At 58.1% G+C, this 24324-nt stretch carries 16 protein-coding genes; 9 read left to right on the top strand and 7 right to left on the bottom strand.

All coding sequences use genetic code 11. From position 1 onward, the window contains the following. Positions 1–62: 62 nt before the first annotated feature. The 4 genes from aat to trxB form a co-directional block, all read right to left on the bottom strand. On the bottom strand, positions 63–764 hold the full coding sequence (gene aat, locus LGM20_RS16945; protein ID WP_023289006.1) for a leucyl/phenylalanyl-tRNA--protein transferase: 702 nt from the start codon (positions 762–764) through the stop codon (positions 63–65). Between the two features lie 39 nt (positions 765–803). Continuing rightward, a complete protein-coding gene (gene cydC, locus LGM20_RS16940; protein ID WP_023289007.1) occupies positions 804–2525 on the bottom strand; it encodes a heme ABC transporter ATP-binding protein/permease CydC in 1722 nt (573 codons plus the stop codon). Next, a complete protein-coding gene (gene cydD, locus LGM20_RS16935; RefSeq protein ID WP_044521908.1) occupies positions 2526–4292 on the bottom strand; it encodes a heme ABC transporter permease/ATP-binding protein CydD in 1767 nt (588 codons plus the stop codon). It lies immediately after the preceding gene. A gap of 114 nt (positions 4293–4406) precedes the next feature. Then, a complete protein-coding gene (gene trxB, locus LGM20_RS16930) occupies positions 4407–5375 on the bottom strand; it encodes a thioredoxin-disulfide reductase (RefSeq protein ID WP_002898019.1) in 969 nt (322 codons plus the stop codon). Between the two features lie 532 nt (positions 5376–5907). Here trxB and lrp point away from each other — a divergent pair. The 9 genes from lrp (at position 5908) to LGM20_RS16885 (ending at position 19841) form a co-directional block, all read left to right on the top strand. Beyond that, on the top strand, positions 5908–6402 hold the full coding sequence (gene lrp / locus LGM20_RS16925; RefSeq protein ID WP_000228469.1) for a leucine-responsive transcriptional regulator Lrp: 495 nt from the start codon (positions 5908–5910) through the stop codon (positions 6400–6402). Between the two features lie 135 nt (positions 6403–6537). After that, positions 6538–10818, top strand: a complete 4281-nt coding sequence (gene ftsK / locus LGM20_RS16920; protein WP_044521909.1) for a DNA translocase FtsK — start codon at positions 6538–6540, stop codon at positions 10816–10818. Between the two features lie 122 nt (positions 10819–10940). Beyond that, positions 10941–11552 carry an outer membrane lipoprotein periplasmic chaperone LolA gene (gene lolA, locus LGM20_RS16915; RefSeq protein ID WP_004201368.1) on the top strand — a complete coding sequence of 204 codons (612 nt, stop codon included), beginning with the start codon at positions 10941–10943 and terminating at the stop codon, positions 11550–11552. 8 nt (positions 11553–11560) lie between these two features. Continuing rightward, positions 11561–12904: a replication-associated recombination protein RarA gene (gene rarA / locus LGM20_RS16910; RefSeq protein WP_032455263.1), complete on the top strand. Its 1344-nt coding sequence runs from the start codon at positions 11561–11563 to the stop codon at positions 12902–12904. 91 nt (positions 12905–12995) lie between these two features. Further along, entirely contained in the window at positions 12996–14288 is a 1293-nt protein-coding gene (serS, locus tag LGM20_RS16905; protein ID WP_044521911.1) for a serine--tRNA ligase, read from the top strand. Positions 14289–14486: 198 nt separating this feature from the next. Continuing rightward, positions 14487–16925 (top strand): dimethylsulfoxide reductase subunit A, encoded by a 2439-nt coding sequence (gene dmsA / locus LGM20_RS16900; RefSeq protein WP_044521912.1) that lies wholly within the window; start codon positions 14487–14489, stop codon positions 16923–16925. A 10-nt stretch (positions 16926–16935) separates the two neighbouring features. Further along, a complete protein-coding gene (locus tag LGM20_RS16895) occupies positions 16936–17553 on the top strand; it encodes a DMSO/selenate family reductase complex B subunit (protein WP_023289012.1) in 618 nt (205 codons plus the stop codon). Between the two features lies 1 nt (position 17554). Beyond that, a complete protein-coding gene (locus LGM20_RS16890; protein WP_023289013.1) occupies positions 17555–18418 on the top strand; it encodes a dimethyl sulfoxide reductase anchor subunit family protein in 864 nt (287 codons plus the stop codon). A 274-nt stretch (positions 18419–18692) separates the two neighbouring features. Beyond that, a complete protein-coding gene (locus tag LGM20_RS16885; protein WP_044521914.1) occupies positions 18693–19841 on the top strand; it encodes an MFS transporter in 1149 nt (382 codons plus the stop codon). 155 nt (positions 19842–19996) lie between these two features. Here the strand turns inward: LGM20_RS16885 and pflA are convergent, their stop codons facing one another. The 3 genes from pflA to focA form a co-directional block, all read right to left on the bottom strand. Continuing rightward, positions 19997–20737, bottom strand: coding sequence for a pyruvate formate lyase 1-activating protein (gene pflA / locus LGM20_RS16880; protein ID WP_002898145.1), 741 nt, complete (start codon positions 20735–20737; stop codon positions 19997–19999). 191 nt (positions 20738–20928) lie between these two features. After that, a complete protein-coding gene (gene pflB, locus LGM20_RS16875) occupies positions 20929–23211 on the bottom strand; it encodes a formate C-acetyltransferase (RefSeq protein ID WP_023289014.1) in 2283 nt (760 codons plus the stop codon). 51 nt (positions 23212–23262) lie between these two features. Beyond that, positions 23263–24120, bottom strand: a complete 858-nt coding sequence (focA, locus tag LGM20_RS16870) for a formate transporter FocA (RefSeq protein ID WP_023289015.1) — start codon at positions 24118–24120, stop codon at positions 23263–23265. Positions 24121–24324: the final 204 nt, after the last annotated feature.

The raw sequence follows: 24324 nt of genomic DNA, 5'->3' as shown, positions 1-24324 counted from the left end.
GCAGAAGCTACTCTACCGCGCAATTATACCATCCTGACGCAAAATGTGCTGAAAACATTTTATTATCCGCCCGGAAATAGCACCCGTGGTACCCAAAATCGCTCGGGTAGACGGTAGCCGCGTAATACCGAGAGATAGTCCAGATAATCGCGGCGGGGAATATCCACTGCGCCTAATGACGCGGTGTGGTTGTTCAGCACCTGACAGTCAATTAATTTACCGCCGCTCTGCGCAAAGTCCTGGCAAAATACCAGCAGCGCGGTTTTAGAGGCATTTTCCGCCCGGCTGAACATCGACTCGCCGCAAAACAATGCCCCCTGCGCCACGCCGTACATTCCCCCCACCAGGGTATTCTCCTGCCAGACTTCAATGGAGTGGGCATGGCCCAGCTCATGCAGCTGGTGATAGGCGCGAACGATGCTGCTGGTTATCCAGGTGCCTTCGTCACGATCGCTGGCGCAGCCCTCAATCACCTCGCCAAAGGCATGATTGAGCGTGACGCGGTAGGGGGAGCGCTGATGAAAGCGCTTCATGCTGCGGCTGAGATGGAACTGTTCCGGCCAAAGCACTGCCCGGGGATCGGGCGACCACCAGAGGATCGGGTCGCCGGGGGAAAACCAGGGAAAAATACCACGCTGATAGGCCATCAGCAGACGCGCGGGGCTTAGATCGCCGCCGAGCGCCAGCAGGCCGTTAGGTTCACGCAGGGCGCCTTCCGGAGAAGGGAAGGCGATAGAATGCCGGGAGAGCTGAACCAGACGCATTTTAACCTCAATACGCATCAGCAAAAATTAGATAATAGCCTACAGACGCTGTTTAAACTGGAAGTACCGGCCCTGTTTAGCGAGCAGCTCCGCGTGACTACCTTGCTCAATTATCTGGCCGTTGTCCATGACTATTATCTGATTAAAACGCGCCAGGCCTCGCAGGCGGTGGGTGACCATCAGCACGGTCTTCTCGCGCATGACTTCCGCCAGCAGATGCAGGATCTGGCTTTCGGTGGCGGCATCCAGACCTTCTGTCGGTTCATCCAGCAGCATCAGCGGCGCATCGTGGAGCAGCGCGCGGGCGATGGCCAGCCGGCGCAGTTCGCCGCCGGAAAGCTGGCGTCCGCCTTCGCCCAGCCAGCCGTTGAGTCCGCCATCTTCCAGCAGTTTTTCCAGGCCTACCTTCTCAAGGGTGGCGCAGAGCAGAGTGTCATCAGCCTCAGGCGCCGCCAGCCGGAGGTTGTCGCGCAGGGTGGCGCTGAACAGATGCACGCGCTGCGGCACCACGCTCATTGACTGCCGCAGGGTGGCTTCGCTCAGCCCGGACAGCGGCTGGTCGTTGAGCAATATCTCTCCCTGCGCCGGATCCCATGCGCGGGTGAGCAACTGCAACAGCGTCGACTTTCCGCAGCCGGTTCGGCCAAGAATAGCGATATGTTCCCCGGCGGCAATCTGCAGGGAGATGTTCTCCAGGGCGGGGGAGGGCTGCTGCGGGTAGCGGAAGGTGACCTGCCTGAAGGTTAAGGCCACCTGCGCAGGCCTGCTGGCTTCGCCCTCAACGAAGGAGACTTCCGGCTGCTGGTCAGTGATCTGCGAGATCCGCAGCGCGGAGGCGATCACCTGACCTAAATGCTGGAAAGCGCCGGTGACGGGCGCCAGGGCTTCGAAAGCCGCCAGGGCGCAGAAGACGAACAGGGCGATCAGCGCCCCGGGCTGACTGTTGCCGCCGACGCCGTCTGAGGCCAGCCAGAGCATGGCCACCACGGCGATTCCGCCGATTAACAGCATTAGCGCCTGTGAAAGCGCGGTCAGCTCGGCCTGGCGACGCTGCGCGTCCTGCCAGCTGAGCTCGGTTTTTTCCATTTGCGCGCGATAGCGGTCGCTGGCGTTAAACACCATCAGCTCCGCCTGGCCCTGCAGCCAGGCGGTAAGCTGTTGCCGATACTGACCGCGCAGCTGGGTCATACTCTCTCCGGCCGGTTTACCGGCGCGATAGAACAGCGGCGGCATAACCAGCAGGGTCACCAGCATGATGCCGCCGAGCGTCAGCGCGAGGGTAACGTCGAGCAGGCTTAATCCGCAGGTCACCACCACAATCACCACCAGCGCGCCGACCAGCGGCGAAATGACCCGCAGGTAGAGATGATCCAGGGTGTCGACGTCGGCGACTACGCGGTTGAGCAGTTCCCCCTGGCGAAAGCGCGCCAGCCCCGCCGGAGAGAGGGGGAGCAGTTTGCTGAAGGTGAAGACGCGCAGGTGCTGCAGCACGCGGAAGGTGGCATCGTGGCTGACCAGACGCTCGAAATAGCGTCCGGCGGTACGGATAATCGCTGCGCCGCGTACGCCCGCGGCGGGCAGCATATAGTTAAAACTGTAGATCCCGGCGACGCCCACCACCGCAGAGGCGGAGAGAAACCAGCCGGAGAGCGTCAGCAGGCCGATACTGGCCAGCAGGGTCACAATAGCCAGTACGATGCCGAGCAGCAGCATCCATTTGTGGCGTTTATACAGTGCCAGATAGGGTAAGAGCGCGCGCATTTAAATCTCCTCCTGACGATGGGCCAACAGCGCCGAGAAGACCCCGCCGGCGCGGGCCAGCGTGGCGTAGTCGCCTTGTTCGATAATCTGTCCGTCCTGCATCACCCAGACGGCATCCCAGTCCGCCAGTCCCTCAAGCTGATGGGTAACCAGCAGCGTGGTTTGCTGGGTGGAGGCGTGGGTCAACGCCTGCATAACCCGTTGTTCGCTATGGGCGTCGAGGCTGGCGGCGGGTTCATCCAGCAGCAGCAGGCGGCACGGCACCAACAGCGCGCGGGCGACCGCGATACGCTGCGCCTGGCCGACCGACAGACGGCCCGCCTGATCGCCCACGGCGGTATGGATCCCATCCGGCAGCAGAGCGATAAACTCGCTCACCCAGGCCTTGTCCAGCGCCAGCCGAAGCTGGGCATCGCTGGCTTCCGGCCACGCCAGCAGCACATTTTCCCGCAGCGTGGCGGCAGGAAGCTGGGGATTCTGCCCCACCCAGCTTAACAGGCGACGCCAGCGATCGGCGTCCAGCTCGCGCAGCTCGACGCCGTTGACCTTCAGCGAACCTTCATAGGGCAAAAAGCCGAGCAGGGTGTTCAGCAGGGAACTTTTCCCTGAGCCGCTCTGCCCCACCAGCACCACCCGCGCGCCTGCAGGCAGTGAAAAATTCAGCGGCCCGGCGAGGACTTTCCCGTCGGGAGATTTAATCAGCAGATCGCGCGCTTCCACGCCAATCAGATCGTTATCATTTAAGGTTTTTTCGCCACGCTCCACCTGGGTCAGCGGGGTTTCCATAAACGTTTTCAGACTGTCCGCAGCGCCGACGGCCTGGGCTTTGGCATGGTAGAAGGTGCCCAGGTCGCGTAATGGCTGGAAAAACTCCGGGGCGAGGATCAGCGTCAGGAAGCCCGCCATCAGCGTGACGCCCGCGCCATAGTGGCCGAAGTTAAGCTCGCCCAGGTATGAGAAGCCGAAATAAACCGCTACCAGCGCAATGGAGAGCGAGGTGAAAAACTCCAGTACTCCGGAGGAGAGGAACGCCAGGCGCAGGACTTCCATGGTGCGTTGGCGAAAGTCCTGCGAGGCGTCGCGAATATTATCCGTTTCGGCCTGACCACGGTGAAAAATACGCAAGGTTTCCATGCCGCGCAGACGGTCGAGGAAGTGGCCGCTGAGGCGGGCCAGCGCCTGGAAGTTACGCCGGTTGGCATCGGCGGCGCCCATCCCAACCAGGGCCATAAACAGGGGGATCAGCGGCGCGGTGCCGAGGAGGATCAGCGCGGCGGCCCAGTTGATCGGGAAAATAGTGATAACGATCAGCAGCGGCACGCAGGCCGCCAGCGTCATCTGTGGCAGGTAGCGGGCATAATAGTCATGCATATCGTCGATCTGCTCGAGGATAAGCGTCGCCCAGCTGCCGGCCGGTTTACCCTGGATCCACGCCGGGCCCGCCTGCTGGAGACGGTCGAGCACCTGGCGGCGAATTTCATAGCGAATATGCTGCCCGGCCTGAAAGCCGACCCGTTCACGCAGCCAGACCACCCAGGCGCGCAGCACAAAGGTCAGCACCAGCAGGGTCAGCGGCAGCAGCAGGGCGGTTGCAGGAATATTCTCCATCACCATCCGGTGCAGGATCCGCGCCAGGAACCAGGCCTGCGCCACGATCAGCAGACCGCTCGCCACGCCGAGGAGGCGGGAAATCATCAACCAGCGACGGGAGATAATGCTTTGCTGTTTTAACCAGCGGGTTAACTCTTGTTGACGGGTTTTATTCATTGCGCGCTTAGCAGGTGTCGTTATGGGAATATTGGGCACGGCAATGTTACATCGCGGCAAAAATAAAGGCGACTTTTCGTCGCCTTCTTTACCTTTGTTACTGACTTGTAAAGATTATTTGCACGCGTCAGCCAAACCGTCGAGGTAACGTTCAGCGTCCAGCGCCGCCATGCAGCCGGTGCCGGCGGAGGTGATAGCCTGACGATAAATATGGTCCATGACATCGCCGGCGGCAAACACGCCCGGGATGCTGGTCTGGGTCGCATTGCCGTGGATACCGGACTGCACTTTGATGTAGCCGTTCTCCAGCTCCAGCTGACCTTCAAAGATGGCGGTGTTCGGGCTGTGGCCGATGGCGACAAACAGACCGGCTACTTCCAGGGACTCGACGTTGTCGCTGTTTTTGGTATCGCGCAGACGCAGGCCGCTAACGCCCATCTGGTCGCCGGTCACCTCTTCGAGGGTGCGATCGGTATGCAGCACGATGTTGCCGCTTGCCACTTTGTCCATCAGGCGTTTGATGAGGATTTTTTCCGCACGGAAGGAATCGCGACGGTGGATCAGATGTACCTCAGAGGCGATGTTCGACAGATACAGGGCCTCTTCAACCGCGGTGTTGCCGCCGCCGATTACCGCCACTTTCTGGTTGCGATAGAAGAATCCGTCACAGGTGGCGCACGCGGAAACGCCGCGGCCCTTGAAGGCTTCTTCGGAAGGCAGACCCAGGTAACGGGCTGAAGCGCCGGTGGCGATAATCAGCGCGTCACAGGTGTATTCGCCGCTGTCGCCGGTCAGACGGAACGGCCGGTTTTGCAGGTCGACGCGGCTGATATGGTCGAAAATAATCTCGGTTTCAAATTTCGCGGCATGCTCGTGCATGCGCTCCATCAGCAGCGGACCGGTCAAATCGTTCGGATCGCCTGGCCAGTTTTCCACTTCCGTCGTGGTGGTCAGCTGACCGCCTTTTTCCATCCCGGTGATCAGCACCGGCTGCAGGTTGGCGCGCGCGGCATAGACCGCCGCGGTGTATCCCGCAGGTCCAGAACCAAGAATAAGCAGTTTACTGTGTTTGGCTGTGCCCATGAGATCCCCATAATAATTGGCATACATTGGGCTGGGATTGTAGGGAATTTGTTGTCGTAAAAAAAGAGCGCAGCGATTTTGTTAACGATGTGTGCAATAGAAGCGGCCGATGAATTGGCGATTTTCCCGGCAAGGAATATAACTATTTCTACTGTTGGCGGGACAATTATAAGACGAAAAAATGAGAATCAACCAGGGTGGATGATGAATATCTGGCATCTTGTACTAAAAATCGATGTTTTGCTTTGACAATCCCCTGTGCTTTTGCGAAAACATTCAAGGAAGAAGAAAAGCAGTATTTGGCGTGCGGCGAATTTTCATGCACGCAAATGCCATTTTTATCCGGGTTAACGAAATCTACGCATGGTGTGGACAGACGCCATGCGTGATATCGGTGACTGCCGTCAGGCAACGGGCTTCTCACGTACCCCTGGGTTACCTAATGTCGTACGGGTAATAACAGGATGGGCTCTGGCAGTGAAGGCACAGAGCCGGAACAGGAGTAGGGAAGGAATACAGAGAGACAATAATAATGGTAGATAGCAAGAAGCGCCCTGGCAAAGATCTCGACCGCATTGATCGTAACATCCTGAATGAATTGCAAAAAGATGGGCGAATTTCTAACGTCGAGCTTTCTAAACGGGTGGGACTTTCTCCGACGCCTTGCCTTGAGCGTGTGCGTCGTCTTGAAAGACAGGGTTTTATTCAGGGCTATACGGCGCTGCTCAACCCGCATTATCTGGATGCATCACTTCTGGTATTTGTTGAGATTACTCTGAATCGTGGCGCACCGGATGTGTTTGAGCAATTTAACGCCGCAGTGCAAAAACTTGAAGAAATTCAAGAGTGTCATCTGGTTTCCGGTGATTTCGACTATCTGTTGAAAACCCGCGTACCGGATATGTCAGCGTATCGTAAATTACTGGGCGAGACCTTGCTGCGCCTGCCGGGCGTTAACGACACCCGTACCTATGTGGTAATGGAAGAAGTCAAGCAAAGTAATCGCCTGGTTATTAAGACGCGCTAACACGGAACAGGTGCAAACTCGACGTAGTTTGATTACACTCCTGTTAATCCATACAGCAACAGTGCCGGGGAGACCCGGCGCTGTTGTCCGTTTTAGCAGCAGGCAGGAAACAGCCTGATACCTGGAGAGCCTTTCTTGAGCCAGGAATACACCGAAGACAAAGAAGTCAAACTTACCAAACTCAGCAGCGGGCGCCGACTCCTTGAGGCGATGCTCATCCTTTGCTCCCTCTTCGCCATCTGGCTGATGGCGGCATTACTGAGCTTTAACCCCTCGGACCCAAGCTGGTCGCAAACGGCATGGCATGAGCCTATTCATAATTTAGGCGGCGCCCCCGGCGCGTGGCTTGCCGATACCCTGTTTTTCATTTTTGGCGTCATGGCCTATACCATCCCGGTGATCATCATCGGCGGATGCTGGTTTGCCTGGCGGCATCAGGAAAACGACGAATACATTGACTATTTCGCCGTTTCTCTTCGTCTCATCGGTGCGTTAGCCCTGATCCTGACCTCCTGCGGTCTGGCAGCGATTAACGCCGATGATATCTGGTACTTCGCCTCTGGCGGGGTGATTGGCAGCCTGCTGAGCACCACCCTGCAACCGCTGCTGCACAGCAGCGGCGGCACCATCGCTCTGTTGTGCATCTGGGCGGCCGGCCTGACGCTGTTTACCGGCTGGTCGTGGGTCAGCATTGCGGAAAAACTGGGCGGCGGCATCCTGTCCGTACTCACCTTTGCCAGCAACCGCACCCGTCGGGACGATACCTGGGTCGATGAAGGCGAATACGAAGACGACGATGAAGAGTACGACGACGAAGAGGCGGCAACCCCCCAGGAATCGCGTCGGGCCCGTATCTTGCGCAGCGCGCTGGCGCGGCGTAAACGTCTGGCCGAGAAGTTTACCAACCCTATGGGGCGTAAAACCGACGCGGCGCTTTTCTCCGGCAAACGGATGGACGACGGGGAAGAGGCCGTGCAGTACAGCGCCAGCGGTGCGCCTGTCGCCGCCGACGATGTACTGTTTTCCGGCGCCAGCGCCGCGCGTCCCGCAGAGAATGATGTGCTATTTTCCGGCGCCAGCGCCGCGCGCCCGGGCGATTTCGACCCTTACGATCCGTTGCTGAACGGCCACAGTATCGCTGAGCCGGTGGGCGCAGCGGCGGCGGCCACTGCCGCGCCGCAGGCGTGGGGCGAGTCGACGGCGGGCCATCAGGGCGCTGCGCCGGCTTATCAGCCAGAAGCCAGCTATCCGCCGCAGCAGGCCTACCAGCCTGAACCCGCCCCGTTCCAGCAGGCTGCTTATCAGCCGCCAGCGGGGCAACCCGCGCCGCAGGCGTATCAGCCAGAGCCGGCGCAGTATCAACAGCCGGTTTACGATCCGCATGCCGGACAACAGCCTGCGCCGCAGGGGTATCAACCCGAGCATGCGCCGCACCAGCAGCCGGTTTACGATCCATATGCCGGACAACAGCCTGCGCCGCAGGGGTATCAACCAGAGCCTGCACAGTATCAGCAGCCGGTTTACGATCCATATGCCGGGCAACAGCCTGCGCCGCAGGGGTATCAATCCGAGCCTGCACAGTATCAGCAGCCGGTTTACGATCCGCATGCCGGTCAGCCCGCGCCGCAGGGGTATCAACCCGAGCATGCGCCGCACCAGCAGCCGGTTTACGATCCATATGCCGGGCAACAGCCCGCGCCGCAGGGATATCAACCCGAGCCTGCACAGTATCAGCAGCCGGTTTACGATCCGTATGCCGGCCAGCCCGCGCCGCAGGGGTATCAACCCGAGACTGCGCCTTATCAGCAGCCGAGTTACGATCCGCATGCCGGCCAGCCCGCGCCGCAGGCGTATCAGCCTGAGCCCGCGCCGGTACCTGCCGCGCAGCCAGAGCCTGAGGTCGTGCAGGAAGAAGTGAAACGTCCGCCGCTCTATTACTTCGAGGAAGTGGAAGAGAAGCGGGCGCGCGAACGCGAGCTGCTGGCTTCCTGGTATCAGCCTATTCCGGAGCCGGAAAGCCCGATCGCCACCAAACCGCTGACGCCGCCAGCCGCCCCGTCCAAACCGCCCGTGGAGTCAACCGTGGTTTCTGCGGTGGCGGCCGGGGTGCATCAGGCAACGGCTGCCAGCGGCGGCTCAGCGGCCGCGACGACGGCGACCGCCGCGTCCGCAGCGACGGCGCCATTGTTCAGCCCGGCCTCCAGCGGACCGCGGGTACAGGTGAAAGAGGGCATTGGTCCAAAACTACCGCGGCCTAATCGCGTTCGCGTCCCGACGCGTCGGGAACTGGCCTCCTACGGCATCAAGCTACCGTCGCAGCGTGAAGCAGAACAGCGCGCGCGGCAGGCAGAGCGCGACCCCCATTATGATGATGGGCTACTCTCGGATGAGGAAGCGGATGCTATGGAGCAGGATGAACTGGCTCGCCAGTTCGCCGCCACTCAACAGCAGCGTTATGGCCATCGCTGGGAAGACGATAACGCGACTGATGACGATGATGCCGACGCTGCGGCGGAAGCGGAGCTGGCGCGCCAGTTTGCCGCCACCCAGCAGCAGCGCTACGCCTCCGAGCAGCCGCCGGGCGCCAATCCGTTCTCGCCGGCGGATTACGAATTCTCGCCGATGAAAACTCTGGTCAATGAGGGGCCGAGCGAGCCGCTGTTTACGCCGACACCGGAAGTACAGCCGCAGCAGCCAGCCCAGCATTATCAACAACCGGCCGCCGCTCCGCAGCAGGGTTATCAACCTGCGCAGCACCAGCCGGTACATCATCAGCCAGTGCCGCCGCAGCCTTACCAGACTGCGCCGCAGTCCGTGCCGCAGCACCAACCGGTTACCCCGCAGGGGCATCAGCCTGCCGCGCCTGCGCCGCAGGAGAGCCTGATCCACCCGCTGCTGATGCGCAATGGCGATAGTCGACCGCTGCAAAAGCCGACGACGCCGCTGCCGTCGCTGGATCTGCTTACGCCGCCGCCCAGTGAAGTCGAGCCGGTGGATACCTTTGCTCTCGAGCAGATGGCACGACTGGTGGAAGCGCGACTCGCCGATTTCCGCATTAAAGCGGATGTGGTGAACTACTCGCCGGGGCCGGTGATCACCCGCTTCGAACTGAATCTGGCGCCTGGCGTCAAAGCGGCGCGAATCTCTAACCTGTCACGGGATCTGGCGCGTTCACTGTCCACGGTCGCCGTGCGCGTGGTGGAGGTGATCCCGGGTAAACCGTATGTCGGGCTTGAGCTGCCGAATAAAAAGCGCCAGACCGTCTACCTGCGTGAAGTGCTCGACAACAGCAAGTTCCGTGATAACCCGTCGCCGCTGACCGTGGTGCTGGGTAAAGACATCGCCGGCGATCCGGTGGTGGCCGATCTGGCGAAAATGCCGCACCTGCTGGTGGCCGGTACCACCGGTTCCGGTAAGTCGGTCGGCGTCAACGCCATGATCCTCAGCATGCTCTACAAGGCGCAGCCGGAAGATGTGCGTTTCATCATGATCGACCCGAAAATGCTGGAGCTGTCGGTCTACGAAGGAATTCCGCACCTGCTGACGGAAGTGGTTACCGACATGAAAGACGCCGCCAATGCGCTGCGCTGGAGCGTCAACGAGATGGAGCGTCGCTACAAGCTGATGTCGGCGCTGGGCGTGCGTAACCTGGCGGGCTATAACGAGAAGATTGCAGAAGCGGCGCGCATGGGGCGTCCGATCCCGGATCCGTACTGGAAGCCAGGCGACAGTATGGACGCCGTGCACCCGGTACTGGAAAAGCTGCCGTATATTGTGGTGCTGGTGGACGAATTCGCCGACCTGATGATGACCGTCGGTAAGAAGGTGGAAGAGCTGATCGCTCGCCTGGCGCAGAAAGCGCGTGCGGCGGGGATCCACCTGGTGCTGGCGACGCAGCGTCCGTCGGTGGATGTCATTACCGGTCTGATTAAGGCCAACATTCCGACGCGCATCGCTTTTACCGTGTCGAGCAAAATTGACTCGCGTACCATTCTGGATCAGGGCGGTGCGGAATCGCTGCTCGGGATGGGGGACATGCTCTACTCCGGGCCGAACTCCACCACGCCGGTGCGCGTCCATGGGGCGTTTGTTCGCGACCAGGAAGTCCACGCCGTGGTTCAGGACTGGAAAGCCCGCGGTCGTCCGCAGTATGTAGACGGCATTACCTCCGACAGCGAAAGCGAAGGCGGCGGCGGTGGCTTCGACGGTGGTGAAGAGCTGGATCCGCTGTTCGATCAGGCGGTCAGCTTTGTGACCGAGAAGCGTAAAGCGTCGATTTCCGGGGTGCAGCGCCAGTTCCGCATCGGCTATAACCGTGCCGCGCGTATTATCGAACAGATGGAAGCGCAGGGCATTGTCAGCGAGCAGGGCCATAACGGTAACCGCGAAGTACTGGCGCCGCCGCCCTTTGAATGAGTGCAAAGTTGGGTAAATAAGCGCAAAATCAGCCAATTCTTCTGTCCCGCCGCCGTCGGCGGTCCTACATTAGGGGCAGAAGAGGCTCCCGCGTCGGGAGTGACGCACATTAAGGAAGAACAATGAAAAAACTCGCAATCACCTGTGCATTACTGTCTGGTATGGTCGTCAGCCAGGTCTGGGCAGATGCGGCCAGTGACTTAAAAAGCCGTCTTGATAAAGTGAGCAGCTTCCATGCCAGCTTCACGCAAAAAGTCACCGACGGCAGCGGCAACGCCGTGCAGGACGGACAGGGCGACCTGTGGGTAAAACGCCCGAATCTGTTTAACTGGCATATGACCCAGCCGGATGAGAGCGTCCTCGTTTCGGATGGTAAAACCCTGTGGTTCTATAACCCGTTCGTCGAGCAGGCCACGGCGACCTGGCTGAAAGACGCCACCAGCAACACGCCGTTTATGCTGATTGCCCGCAACCAGTCCAGCGACTGGCAGCAGTACAATATCAAACAAAACGGCGATGATTTTGTGCTGACGCCGAAAAGCGGCAGCGGCAACCTGAAGCAGTTCACGATCAACGTCGGTCGGGACGGCACCATCCATCAGTTCAGCGCCGTCGAGCAGGATGATCAGCGCAGCAGCTATCAGCTGAAATCGCAGCAGAACGGCGCCGTCGACGCATCTAAGTTCACCTTTACGCCGCCGAAAGGGGTGACGGTGGACGATCAACGTAAGTAGAGGCGAAAGTGAGCAATCTGTCGCTCGATTTTTCCGACAACGCGTTTCAACCTCTGGCCGCTCGCATGCGGCCAGAAAATTTAGCGCAGTATATTGGCCAGCAGCACCTGCTGGCGCCGGGCAAACCCCTGCCGCGGGCGATCGAAGCCGGGCACCTGCATTCGATGATCCTCTGGGGGCCGCCGGGCACCGGCAAGACTACCCTGGCGGAAGTGATCGCCCGCTATGCCAGCGCCGATGTCGAACGGATCTCGGCGGTGACCTCCGGGGTGAAAGAGATCCGCGAGGCCATTGAGCGCGCGCGGCAGAATCGCAACGCCGGCCGACGAACGATTCTGTTTGTTGACGAAGTGCATCGCTTCAATAAAAGCCAGCAGGATGCCTTTCTGCCGCATATTGAAGATGGCACCATCACCTTTATTGGCGCGACCACCGAAAATCCCTCCTTTGAGCTTAACTCGGCGCTGCTCTCCCGCGCCCGCGTCTACTTACTGAAATCGCTCACCACCGACGATATCGAGCAGGTGCTTGACCAGGCGATGCACGATAAAACCCGCGGCTACGGCGGCCAGGATATCGTTTTGCCGGATGAGACCCGCAGGGCCATCGCCGAACTGGTGAACGGCGATGCGCGGCGGGCGCTGAATACCCTGGAAATGATGGCCGATATGGCCGAGAGCGATGATGCGGGCAAGCGGGTGCTGAAGGCGGAACTGCTGACCGAGATCGCCGGCGAGCGCAGCGCGCGCTTTGATAATAAAGGCGACCGTTTCTACGATTTGATTTCCGCCCTGCATAAGTCAGTGCGCGGGAGCGCGCCGGACGCGGCGCTCTACTGGTACGCGCGGATCATCACCGCCGGGGGCGATCCGCTGTACGTTGCCCGCCGTTGTCTGGCGATTGCCTCGGAAGACGTCGGCAACGCCGACCCGCGGGCGATGCAGGTGGCCATTTCGGCGTGGGACTGCTTTACCCGCGTCGGGCCGGCGGAAGGCGAGCGGGCGATTGCCCAGGCCATTGTCTATCTGGCCTGCGCGCCGAAGAGCAATGCGGTCTACACCGCCTTTAAAGCGGCGCTGGCCGACGCGCGAGACCGTCCGGACTATGACGTTCCGGTGCATCTGCGCAATGCGCCGACGAAGCTGATGAAAGAGATGGGCTACGGGCAGGAGTATCGTTACGCTCATGACGAACCTAACGCCTACGCCGCCGGTGAGCAGTACTTCCCGCAGGAAATGGCGCAAACGCGCTATTATCGCCCGACAAACCGGGGGCTTGAGGGCAAAATTGGCGAAAAGCTCGCCTGGCTCGCTGAACAGGATCAAAATAGCCCGATAAAACGCTACCGCTAATTGAGGCGTTGCGGTAAGGTTATTACACTATTTCCGTGGTCGTAGTCTGCGGCCACTATTCTTTTTTTAATTCGATAAGCACAGGATAAGCATGCTCGATCCCAATCTGCTGCGTACCGAGCCAGACGCAGTCGCAGAAAAACTGGCACGCCGGGGCTTTAAGCTGGATGTAGATAAACTTCGCGCGCTTGAAGAGCGTCGTAAAGTTCTGCAGGTGCAAACGGAAAACCTGCAGGCGGAGCGCAACTCCCGATCGAAATCCATTGGCCAGGCGAAAGCGCGCGGGGAAGACATCGAGCCATTACGCCTGGAAGTGAACAAACTCGGCGAACAGCTGGATGCCGCAAAATCCGAGCTGGAAGCGCTGCTGGCGGAAATCCGCGATATCGCGCTGGCGATCCCGAATATTCCTCACGATGACGTGCCGGTTGGCCGTGACGAAAACGACAACGTTGAAGTCAGCCGCTGGGGCACGCCGCGCCAGTTCGATTTCGACGTGCGCGATCACGTGACGCTGGGTGAAATGCACGGGGGGCTGGATTTTGCCGCCGCCGTTAAGCTCACCGGTTCGCGCTTCGTGGTGATGAAAGGCCAGCTGGCCCGTCTGCACCGCGCCCTGGCGCAGTTCATGCTGGATCTGCACACTGAACAGCATGGCTATAGCGAAAACTATGTCCCGTACCTGGTTAACCAGGACACCCTGTATGGCACCGGTCAGCTGCCGAAATTCGCCGGCGACCTGTTCCATACCCGTCCGCTGGAAGAAGAGGCTGACAGCAGCAACTACGCGCTGATCCCGACGGCGGAAGTGCCGCTGACCAACCTGGTGCGTGATGAAATTATCGATGAAGACGATCTGCCGATAAAAATGACCGCCCATACGCCGTGCTTCCGTTCCGAAGCAGGTTCTTATGGTCGCGACACCCGCGGTCTGATCCGTATGCACCAGTTCGATAAAGTTGAAATGGTGCAGATTGTCCGTCCGGAAGACTCGATGGCGGCGCTGGAAGAGATGACCGGCCACGCCGAGAAAGTGCTGCAGCTGCTGGGCCTGCCTTACCGTAAGGTCGCGCTGTGCACCGGCGATATGGGCTTCAGCGCCTGCAAAACCTATGACCTCGAAGTGTGGGTCCCGGCGCAGAACACCTACCGTGAGATCTCTTCCTGCTCCAACGTCTGGGATTTCCAGGCGCGTCGTATGCAGGCTCGCTGCCGCAGCAAGTCCGACAAGAAGACCCGTCTCGTTCATACCCTGAATGGTTCTGGCCTGGCGGTCGGTCGTACCCTGGTGGCGCTGATGGAAAACTATCAGCAGGCTGATGGCCGTATCGAGATCCCGCAAATCCTGCGCCCGTATATGCGCGGCCTCGAATATATCGGTTAATTTTTACCTTCTCCCTTAAAAGCGCCTGCGGGCGCTTTTTTTACATCCTTATTGATACCGGGCAATAATCCCATCCGCGAATGCAGTGATACTCCCTTTGGATTAAACCAGCATAAAAAACCAATAATATTTCAAAGCCTTATATATATTACTATATAGCGCTTGTCAGTTTATTGTGAGCAACCAAAGCGAGTATCCATGAAAATTAAAGCCCCCGATGCTTTACTGGCTGCTGAGGTAAGCCGCCGTGGTCTGATGAAAACCACGGCAATAGGCGGCCTGGCGCTGGCCAGCAACGCACTAACGTTACCCTTTTCCCGTATGGCCCACGCCGCCGACACGCCAGCCCCGGCCAGTGAGAAGGTGGTCTGGAGCGCCTGCACCGTCAACTGCGGTAGCCGCTGCCCGCTGCGCATGCACGTGGTGGATGGCGCGATTCAATACGTCGAAACCGATAATACCGGTGACGATAACTATGACGGCCTGCATCAGGTGCGCGCCTGCCTGCGCGGGCGGTCTATGCGCCGCCGGGTTTATAACCCCGATCGGCTGAAATATCCGATGAAGCGCGTAGGCAAACGCGGTGAGGGTAAATTCGAGCAAATCAGCTGGGAAGAGGCGTTCGATATCATCGCCAGCACGACGCAGCGCCTGATTAAAGACTACGGCAACGAGTCCATCTATCTGAACTACGGCACCGGCACGCTGGGAGGCACGCTGACCCGCTCCTGGCCGCCGGGGAAAACCCTGATTGCCCGTCTGATGAACTGCTGCGGTGGGTATCTCAATCATTACGGCGACTATTCATCCGCGCAGATTGCCGCAGGGTTGAATTACACCTACGGCGGCTGGGCGGATGGCAACAGCCCGTCGGATATTGAAAACAGCCAGTTAGTGGTGCTGTTCGGCAACAACCCAGGCGAAACGCGGATGAGCGGCGGCGGGGTGACCTACTATCTTGAGCAGGCGCGCCAGAAATCCAATGCCCGGATGATCATTATCGATCCGCGCTATACCGACACCGGCGCCGGACGCGAAGATGAATGGATCCCGATTCGCCCCGGTACCGATGCGGCGCTGGTATCGGGTCTGGCGTGGGTGATGATCACCGAGAATCTGGTCGATCAGCCGTTCCTCGATAAATACTGTGTGGGATACGACGAGAAAACTCTGCCTGCCGATGCCCCGGCCAATGGCCACTATAAAGCCTGGATACTTGGCCAGGGCGCCGACGGTATCGCCAAAACGCCGGAGTGGGCCTCGACCATAACCGGTATTCCGCGCGAACGCATTGTTAAACTGGCGCGCGAAATTGCCAGCGCCAAACCGGCCTATATCAGCCAGGGCTGGGGGCCGCAGCGTCACGCCAACGGCGAAATCGCCACCCGGGCTATCGCGATGCTCGCCATTCTGACCGGTAACGTCGGGATCAACGGCGGCAACAGCGGCGCGCGCGAGGGCTCCTACAGCCTGCCGTTTGAGCGCATGCCGACGCTGGAGAATCCGGTTCAGACCAGCATCTCAATGTTTATGTGGACCGATGCGATTGAGCGCGGCCCGGAAATGACTGCCCTGCGCGATGGGGTGCGTGGCAAAGATAAGCTCGATGTGCCGATCAAAATGATCTGGAACTATGCGGGCAACTGCCTGATCAACCAGCACTCAGAGATTAACCGCACCCACGAGATCCTGCAGGACGACAAGAAGTGCGAGATGATTGTGGTCATCGACTGCCATATGACCTCGTCAGCGAAATACGCCGATATTCTGCTGCCGGACTGCACCGCCTCTGAGCAGATGGATTTCGCGCTGGATGCTTCCTGCGGCAACATGTCCTACGTCATCTTTGCCGACCAGGCCATCAAGCCGCGTTTCGAATGCAAAACTATCTATGAGATGACCAGCGAGCTGGCGAAGCGCCTCGGCGTCGAGGAAAAATTTACCGAAGGCCGTACCCAGGAAGGCTGGATGCGCTATCTGTATGAGCAGTCGCGCACAGCGATTCCCGACCTGCCGGATTTCGACACCTTCCGTCAGCAGGGCATCTATAAGCAGCGCGATCCGCAAGGGCACCATGTGGCTTATAAAGCCTTCCGCGAGGATCCGCAGGCTAATCCGCTGACCACGCCTTCGGGCAAGATTGAAATCTATTCGCAGGCGCTGGCGAAAATCGCCGCCACCTGGGAGCTGCCGGAAGGCGATGTCATCGATCCGCTACCGATCTACACCCCGGGCTTCGAAAACTACAACGATCCGCTGACGGCGAAATACCCGCTACAGCTGACCGGCTTCCACTATAAATCGCGTGTCCATTCAACCTACGGCAACGTCGATGTACTGAAGGCTGCCTGTCGGCAGGAGATGTGGATTAACCCGATCGATGCCCGCCAGCGCGGCATTGCCAACGGCGATCGCATTCGCATCTTCAACGACCGTGGGGAAGTGCATATCGAAGCGAAGGTGACCCCGCGCATGATGCCGGGCGTGGTCGCGCTGGGGGAAGGGGCCTGGTATAACCCGGACGCCTCGCGCGTGGATCAGGCGGGCAGCATTAACGTGCTGACCACCCAGCGCCCCTCGCCGCTGGCGAAGGGGAACCCGTCGCATACCAACCTCGTCCAGGTTGAGAAGCTGTAAGGAGTAACCGATGACAACTCAGTATGGATTTTTTATTGATTCCGCCCGTTGCACCGGTTGCAAGACCTGCGAACTGGCCTGTAAGGACTACAAAAATCTGACCCCGGATGTCAGCTTCCGCCGCATTTATGAATATGCCGGCGGCGACTGGCAGGAGGATAACGGCGTCTGGAATCAGAACGTGTTCGCCTATTACCTCTCCATCGCCTGTAACCACTGCGAAGATCCGGCCTGCACCAAGGTCTGTCCGAGCGGAGCGATGCACAAGCGCGAAGACGGTTTTGTGGTGGTCAACGAAGAGGTGTGCATTGGCTGCCGTTACTGCCATATGGCTTGTCCTTACGGCGCGCCGCAATATAACGCCGACAAAGGCCATATGACCAAGTGTGACGGCTGCCACGAGCGCGTCGCCGACGGGAAAAAGCCGATCTGCGTCGAGTCCTGCCCGCTGCGGGCGCTGGATTTCGGGCCGATTGCCGAACTGCGCGCTAAGCACGGCCAGCTGGCGGCGGTGGCGCCGTTGCCTTCGGCGCACTTTACCCGGCCGAGCATCGTGATCAAACCTAACGCCAATGCCCGGCCGTGTGGCGATACCACCGGTTACCTGGCAAACCCGAAGGAGGTGTAAGATGGGAAACGGATGGCATGAATGGCCGCTGATGATCTTTACGGTCTTCGGCCAGTGCGTCGCGGGCGGCTTCATCGTCCTGGCGCTGGCGCTCATGACGGGCAAGCTTTCCCGTGAGCAGGAGCAGCGCGTGGTGGGTAGCATGTTCGGCCTGTGGGTATTGATGGGGATCGGGTTTATCGCCTCGACAATGCACCTCGGTTCGCCGCTGCGGGCCTTTAACTCGCTCAATCGCGTAGGGGCCTCATCGCTGAGTAATGAGATAGCCAGCGGGGCGATCTTCTTCGCCGTCGGCGGGATTGGCTGGCTGCTGGCCGTGTGTAAAAAGCTGCCTGCCGGACTGCGTAGCCTGTGGCTGGTAGCGACCATGGCGCTTGGGGTGATCTTCGTCTGGATGATGGTGCGGGTCTATAACACCATCGACACAGTGCCGACCTGGTATACCGTCTGGACGCCGCTGAGCTTCTTCCTCACGCTGTTTATCGGCGGCCCGCTGCTGGGCTACCTGCTGCTGCGCGTCGCAGGCGTCGACGGTTGGGCGCTGCGCCTGCTGCCGGTGGTCACTTTACTGGCACTGCTGGTGAGTATCGTGGTGGTCCTGATGCAGGGGAGTGAACTCGCCACTATCCGCAGCTCAATTCAGCAGGCCTCCGCCCTGGTGCCGGATTATGGGCTGCTTATGGCCTGGCGCGTGGTGCTGCTGGCGCTGGCCCTGGCCTGCTGGTGCGTGCCGCAGATCCGCGGCCGCAAGCCTGCGGTCTCGCTGCTCGGCCTGGCGTTTGTTCTGGTGCTGGCAGGAGAGATGATTGGCCGCGGCGTATTCTATGGTCTGCATATGACCGTCGGGATGGCTATCGCCAGTTAATCAGCGTCATCATGCCGGCGCAGGCGTGCCGGCATGATGAAAACGTGCTGTCGATAGATGAAATTTTTCGACTGAAATTAACAGCGAGATTTATTAATAAATTAAGAAAAACAACAGCGTATTATCTGTTGCCTCATCTTTATCCGTTCTGTGGATAAAAAACTTCTATCGTGCCCGGCAAAACCGCGTCAGGCCTGATTTCAGGTGGATTGACAATGTTTTTAGCGGTGGCATGATGCGCTCGCGATCTGAACATTCCTCACGGTTTTTACCCATGACCATCTACACCCGGCCAGTGCAAATGCTGCTCTGTGGCCTGCTTTTACTGACCCTGGCGATAGCGGTGCTGAATACGCTCGTCCCGCTCTGGCTCGCCCATGAAAATATGCCAACCTGGCAGGTCGGCATGGTGGGGTCATCCTATTTTACCGGCAATCTGGCCGGTACGTTGCTTGCCGGCTGGGTGATCAAGCGCCTGGGGTTTAACCGCAGCTATTATCTCGCGTCGTTAATATTCGCCGTCGGCTGCGTAGGGCTGGGGATCACCGTGGGCTTCTGGACGTGGCTGAGCTGGCGTTTTATCGCCGGCGTAGGCTGCGCGATGATTTGGGTGGTGGTGGAAAGCGCGCTGGTCTGCAGCGGCACTTCACGCAGCCGCGGTCGTCTGCTGGCGGCGTACATGATGGTCTATTACGTCGGTACCGTACTGGGCCAGCTGATGGTCAGTAAACTCCCCACCGATTTAATGAGCGTATTGCCGTGGGTGACGGGTCTGGCGCTGGCGGCGATCCTGCCGCTGCTGTTTACCCGCATCATGGGGCAGGCCGAAGAGCCGCATGAAACGGTACGTATCTGGCCGATGCTGAAGCTGCGCCAGGCGCGCCATGGGGTCAATGGCTGCATTATCTCAGGGATTGTCCTCGGCTCGCTGTATGGTCTGATGCCGCTGTGGCTGAACCATCAGGGCGTCAGCGACGGCGGCATTGGCTTCTGGATGGCGGTGATGGTTAGCGCCGGGATCCTCGGCCAGTGGCCGGTAGGGCGCTTGGCAGACCGCTACGGTCGCCTGCTGGTGCTGCGGGTGCAGGTTTTTGTGGTGATTCTGGGATGTATGGCGATGCTCAGCCAGGCGGCGATGGCGCCGGCGCTGTTTGTGTTGGGCGCTTCGGGCTTTACCCTCTATCCGGTGGCGATGGCCTGGGCCTGTGAAAAAGTGGAGCACCATCAGCTGGTGGCAATGAACCAGGCGCTGTTGATGAGCTATACCATCGGCAGCCTGCTGGGCCCGACGCTGACGGCGATGCTGATGCAGAACTTCTCGGATAACCTGCTGTTTATTATGATCGCCAGCGTGTCGTTTATCTATCTGCTGACCCTGCTGCGTAAAGCCGGGCATCATCCAACGCCGGTGGCGCACGCCTGACCCTGTAGCGCGCAGCGCATGCTGCGCGTCATCCGTTTTAATAGCCTGTGCTTACTGCAGTAGAGCCGTTTTGCATAATAATGCAACGGGCTGGACGGTAACAGCTTCCCACGCCGTTGCAGGCCGGCATAAGCGCATCACCGGCCCGGGCGGGATTAGTACATCACTTTGTGCCCATATTGCTCAAGGATGCCTTTGACTCGCTCCATGGTCTCTTTCTTCGGCGGATGGACGCCGTCCAGCTTGTACTCTTCGCCCATCGCTACCCATTTGTGTTTGCCCAGCTCATGGTAGGGCAGCAGCTCGATTTTTTCGACATTGCCCATATCGCGGGTAAATTCGCCCAGGCGGTGCGCGGAATCATCATCGTCTGACCAGCCCGGAACCACCACGTAGCGGATCCAGACATTGATATTCTTCTTCGCCAGATACTGGGCGAATTCCAGCGTACGATGGTTAGAGACGCCGACCAGGTTCTGGTGAATCTCATCGTTCATCTGCTTGAGATCCAGCATCACCAGGTCTGTTACCTCCAGCAGTTCGTCGATAACGGGATCGTAGCGACGAACAAAGCCATTGGTATCGAGACAGGTATGAATACCTTCCTTCTTACAGGCGCGGAACCAGTCGCGAACAAACTCCGCCTGCAGGATCGCTTCGCCGCCCGATGCGGTGACGCCGCCGCCGGAAGCATTCATAAAGTGACGATAGGTCACTACCTCTTTCATTAACTCTTCAACGGTGATTTCTTTGCCGCCGTGGGTATCCCAGGTGTCACGGTTATGGCAGTACAGGCAGCGCATCAGGCAGCCCTGGAAAAAGGTAATAAAGCGGATGCCCGGGCCATCAACGGTGCCACAGGATTCAAAGGAGTGAATGCGACCAATAACTGACATTGCGGTGTTTTCTCCAGATGTGGCCCATCCGGGGCCGTGTTGGTGCACAGCTCAGCGGCTGTGTCGAGTCTGTTTTGACAGATACCCAAAGTATAGATAACTGGCAAAGCAGGCTAGGGCGGGGATTGCTTGTTAAAAAGGCCCCACTGATGTGGGGCCTTTATTGTACGCTTTTTCAGTCAGACAGGGAATTACATGGTCTGAGTGAAGGTACGGGTAATAACGTCCTGCTGCTGTTCTTTAGTCAGGGAGTTAAAACGTACAGCGTAGCCAGATACGCGGATGGTCAGCTGCGGATATTTTTCCGGGTTTTCCATCGCGTCGAGCAGCATTTCGCGGTTCATTACGTTCACGTTCAGGTGCTGACCACCTTCGATGGACGCTTCGTGGTGGAAGTAACCATCCATCAGACCCGCCAGGTTGGTCTTACGAACTTCGTCATCTTTACCCAGCGCGTTCGGTACGATAGAGAAGGTGTAAGAGATACCATCTTTCGCGTAAGCAAACGGCAGTTTCGCTACGGAGGTCAGAGAGGCAACAGCACCTTTCTGGTCACGGCCGTGCATCGGGTTAGCACCTGGTCCGAACGGCGCGCCAGCGCGACGACCGTCTGGGGTGTTACCGGTTTTCTTACCATATACCACGTTAGAGGTGATGGTCAGAACAGACTGAGTCGGGATCGCGTTGCGGTAGGTGTGCAGTTTCTGAATTTTCTTCATGAAACGTTCAACCAGGTCAACGGCCATGTCATCGACGCGAGCATCGTTGTTACCAAACTGCGGGTATTCGCCTTCGATTTCGAAGTCGACAGCCAGACCATCTTCGTCACGAATCGGTTTAACTTTCGCATATTTGATTGCAGACAGGGAGTCAGCAGCAACGGACAGACCCGCGATACCACACGCCATGGTGCGGATAACGTCACGGTCGTGCAGCGCCATCAGAGAGGCTTCGTAGCTGTACTTGTCGTGCATGTAGTGGATGATGTTCAGCGCAGTGACGTACTGTTTAGCCAGCCAGTCCATGAAGTGATCCATGCGTTCCATCACTTCGTCGAAGTTCAGAACGTCGCCTTTGATCGGTTCAGATTTCGGACCCACCTGCATTTTCAGTTTTTCATCCACGCCGCCGTTGATAGCGTACAGCATGGTTTTTGCGAGGTTGGCGCGAGCACCGAAGAACTGCATTTGCTTACCAACAACCATCGGGCTTACGCAGCATGCGATAGCGTAGTCGTCGTTGTTGAAGTCCGGACGCATCAGGTCATCGTTCTCATACTGCAGAGAAGAGGTATCGATGGACACTTTAGCAGCGAATTTCTTGAAGCTCAGCGGCAGTTTTTCAGACCACAGGATAGTGATGTTCGGCTCCGGAGACGGCCCCATGGTGTACAGGGTGTTCAGGAAGCGGAAGCTGTTTTTGGTCACCAGAGTACGGCCGTCAACGCCCATACCGCCGATGGATTCTGTTGCCCAAATCGGGTCACCGGAGAACAGTTCATCGTATTCCGGGGTACGCAGGAAGCGAACCATACGCAGTTTCATGACCAGGTGGTCAACCATTTCCTGCGCGTCTTGCTCGGTGATTTTACCCGCCTGCAGGTCACGTTCGATGTAGATATCCAGGAAGCTGGAGGTACGACCGAAGGACATTGCCGCGCCGTTCTGAGATTTAACGGCAGCCAGGTAACCGAAGTAGGTCCACTGGATAGCTTCCTGAGCGGTGGTCGCCGGACCGGAGATGTCGTAGCCATATTTAGCCGCCATCTCTTTGATCTGGCCCAGCGCGCGGTGCTGTTCAGCGATTTCTTCACGCAGACGGATGGTCGCTTCCAGATCTTCGCCGCTTTCCAGTTTCGCTTGCAGAGAGTTGAACTGGGCGAATTTGTCTTTCATCAGGAAGTCGATACCGTACAGCGCAACGCGACGGTAGTCACCGATGATACGACCACGGCCGTAAGCATCCGGCAGACCAGTCAGCACGCCGGATTTACGGCAGCGCAGGATGTCCGGAGTATAGACGTCGAAAACGCCCTGGTTGTGAGTTTTACGGTACTCAGTGAAGATTTTTTTCAGCATCGGGTCCAGCTCGCGATTGTACGCTTTGCAGGAACCTTCAACCATTTTAATACCACCGAACGGGATGATCGCACGTTTCAGCGGCGCTTCGGTCTGCAGACCAACGATTTTTTCCAGACCTTTCTCGATATAGCCTGCGTCGTGAGAGGTGATGGTGGAAGCCAGGGCAGTGTCAAAATCAACAGGCGCGTGAGTGCGGTTTTCCTGTTTTACACCTTCCATTACGCTGTCCCACAGCTTGGTGGTCGCTTCAGTCGCGCCAGCCAGGAAGGATTCGTCGCCTTCATATGGGGTGTAGTTTTTCTGAATAAAGTCACGGACGTTGACTTCATTCTGCCAGTCACCTTTCGCAAAACCTTCCCAGGCTGTGGCTAACTTTTCATTAAGCTCGGACATGTAACACCTACCTTCTTAAGTGGATTTTTTATTTACTGCCTGAAACAACCCTTAGTGATGGTCGTTGCCACGCAGGTAAATGACCCAGTATGTCAACCCGACCAGCAGACCCCCGCCGATAATGTTCCCGATAGTTACCGGAATCAGGTTATCAGTGATGAAGTTCATAACGGTCAAGTGAGAGAAACTTTCCGGAGTCGAACCGATTGCGGTCCAGAATTCCGGGCTTGCAAAGTTGCGGATTACGATACCCATCGGGATCATAAACATGTTGGCGATGCTGTGCTCAAAGCCGCTGGCAACGAACATCGCTACCGGCAGGACCATGATCATCGCTTTATCCATCAGGCTACGACCGGAATAGCTCATCCATACGGCGAGACAAACCATCAGGTTAGCGAGGATACCCAGGCTCACGGCCTCCACAAAAGTATGGTGCATTTTGTGGTCAGCGGTCTGCAGGACATTGAGCCCCCAACCGCCGTTGGCAGTCATATATTCGCCTGATAACCACATCAGCAGCACAAACAGCAGTGCGCCCACCAGGTTACCAAAATAGACGTTGAGCCAGTTTTTTGCCAGTTGCCCCCAGGTAATTCGACCGCTGGCTTTCGCCACCACGATCAATACCGTAGAGGTAAAGAGGTCAGCGCCGCAGATAATGCACAGAATCAGACCCAGGGAAAAACAGACCCCACCGATAAGCTTGGCAATCCCATAAGGCATCGCGGCAGTGCCGGTGGTCGCGGTGATATAGAATACGAAAGCGATGGAGATGAAAACGCCAGCGGTGATCGCCAGATAAAAGGTCTTCATCGGATGCTTCGTTGCTTTATAGACACCTGCTTCTTCGGCGACTTTCGCCATCGCGGCAGGGAGCAAAAGATCAAAAGGGTTGTCAGCTTTCACACTAACTCTCTCTTTATATAAGTTGGCGGTGAGATACTAACAAAGCATTATAGAAGGGAAATTGATATAGATCATATCTCACCGGAACTATATGCCTTTTTAGTGTGTGGTTTTTGTGTTTTTAGTGGTTAACTGATTGAATATTATGAAGAAAATAAATTTTAAAATTTATAAGTTATGTTGAATTTTTTCGTTTTCACGCCA

Origin of the sequence: Klebsiella quasipneumoniae subsp. quasipneumoniae (genome assembly GCF_020525925.1) — a bacterium.
Lineage (GTDB): Bacteria > Pseudomonadota > Gammaproteobacteria > Enterobacterales > Enterobacteriaceae > Klebsiella > Klebsiella quasipneumoniae.
The sequence above is the reverse complement of the archived record's forward strand: the minus strand, read 5'-3'. Positions and strand labels throughout refer to the sequence as shown.

Bases quoted from the DNA above. Each gene is read 5' to 3' on its own strand.
- LGM20_RS16895 (WP_023289012.1), top strand. From the start codon at position 16,936: ATGACAACTCAGTATGGATTTTTTATTGATTCCGCCCGTTGCACCGGT.
- pflB (WP_023289014.1), bottom strand. From the start codon at position 23,211: ATGTCCGAGCTTAATGAAAAGTTAGCCACAGCCTGGGAAGGTTTTGCG.
- cydD (WP_044521908.1), bottom strand. From the start codon at position 4,292: ATGAATAAAACCCGTCAACAAGAGTTAACCCGCTGGTTAAAACAGCAA.
- lrp (WP_000228469.1), top strand. From the start codon at position 5,908: ATGGTAGATAGCAAGAAGCGCCCTGGCAAAGATCTCGACCGCATTGAT.
- serS (WP_044521911.1), top strand. From the start codon at position 12,996: ATGCTCGATCCCAATCTGCTGCGTACCGAGCCAGACGCAGTCGCAGAA.
- LGM20_RS16885 (WP_044521914.1), top strand. From the start codon at position 18,693: ATGACCATCTACACCCGGCCAGTGCAAATGCTGCTCTGTGGCCTGCTT.
- lolA (WP_004201368.1), top strand. From the start codon at position 10,941: ATGAAAAAACTCGCAATCACCTGTGCATTACTGTCTGGTATGGTCGTC.
- cydC (WP_023289007.1), bottom strand. From the start codon at position 2,525: ATGCGCGCGCTCTTACCCTATCTGGCACTGTATAAACGCCACAAATGG.
- dmsA (WP_044521912.1), top strand. From the start codon at position 14,487: ATGAAAATTAAAGCCCCCGATGCTTTACTGGCTGCTGAGGTAAGCCGC.
- trxB (WP_002898019.1), bottom strand. From the start codon at position 5,375: ATGGGCACAGCCAAACACAGTAAACTGCTTATTCTTGGTTCTGGACCT.
- pflA (WP_002898145.1), bottom strand. From the start codon at position 20,737: ATGTCAGTTATTGGTCGCATTCACTCCTTTGAATCCTGTGGCACCGTT.
- aat (WP_023289006.1), bottom strand. From the start codon at position 764: ATGCGTCTGGTTCAGCTCTCCCGGCATTCTATCGCCTTCCCTTCTCCG.
- LGM20_RS16890 (WP_023289013.1), top strand. From the start codon at position 17,555: ATGGGAAACGGATGGCATGAATGGCCGCTGATGATCTTTACGGTCTTC.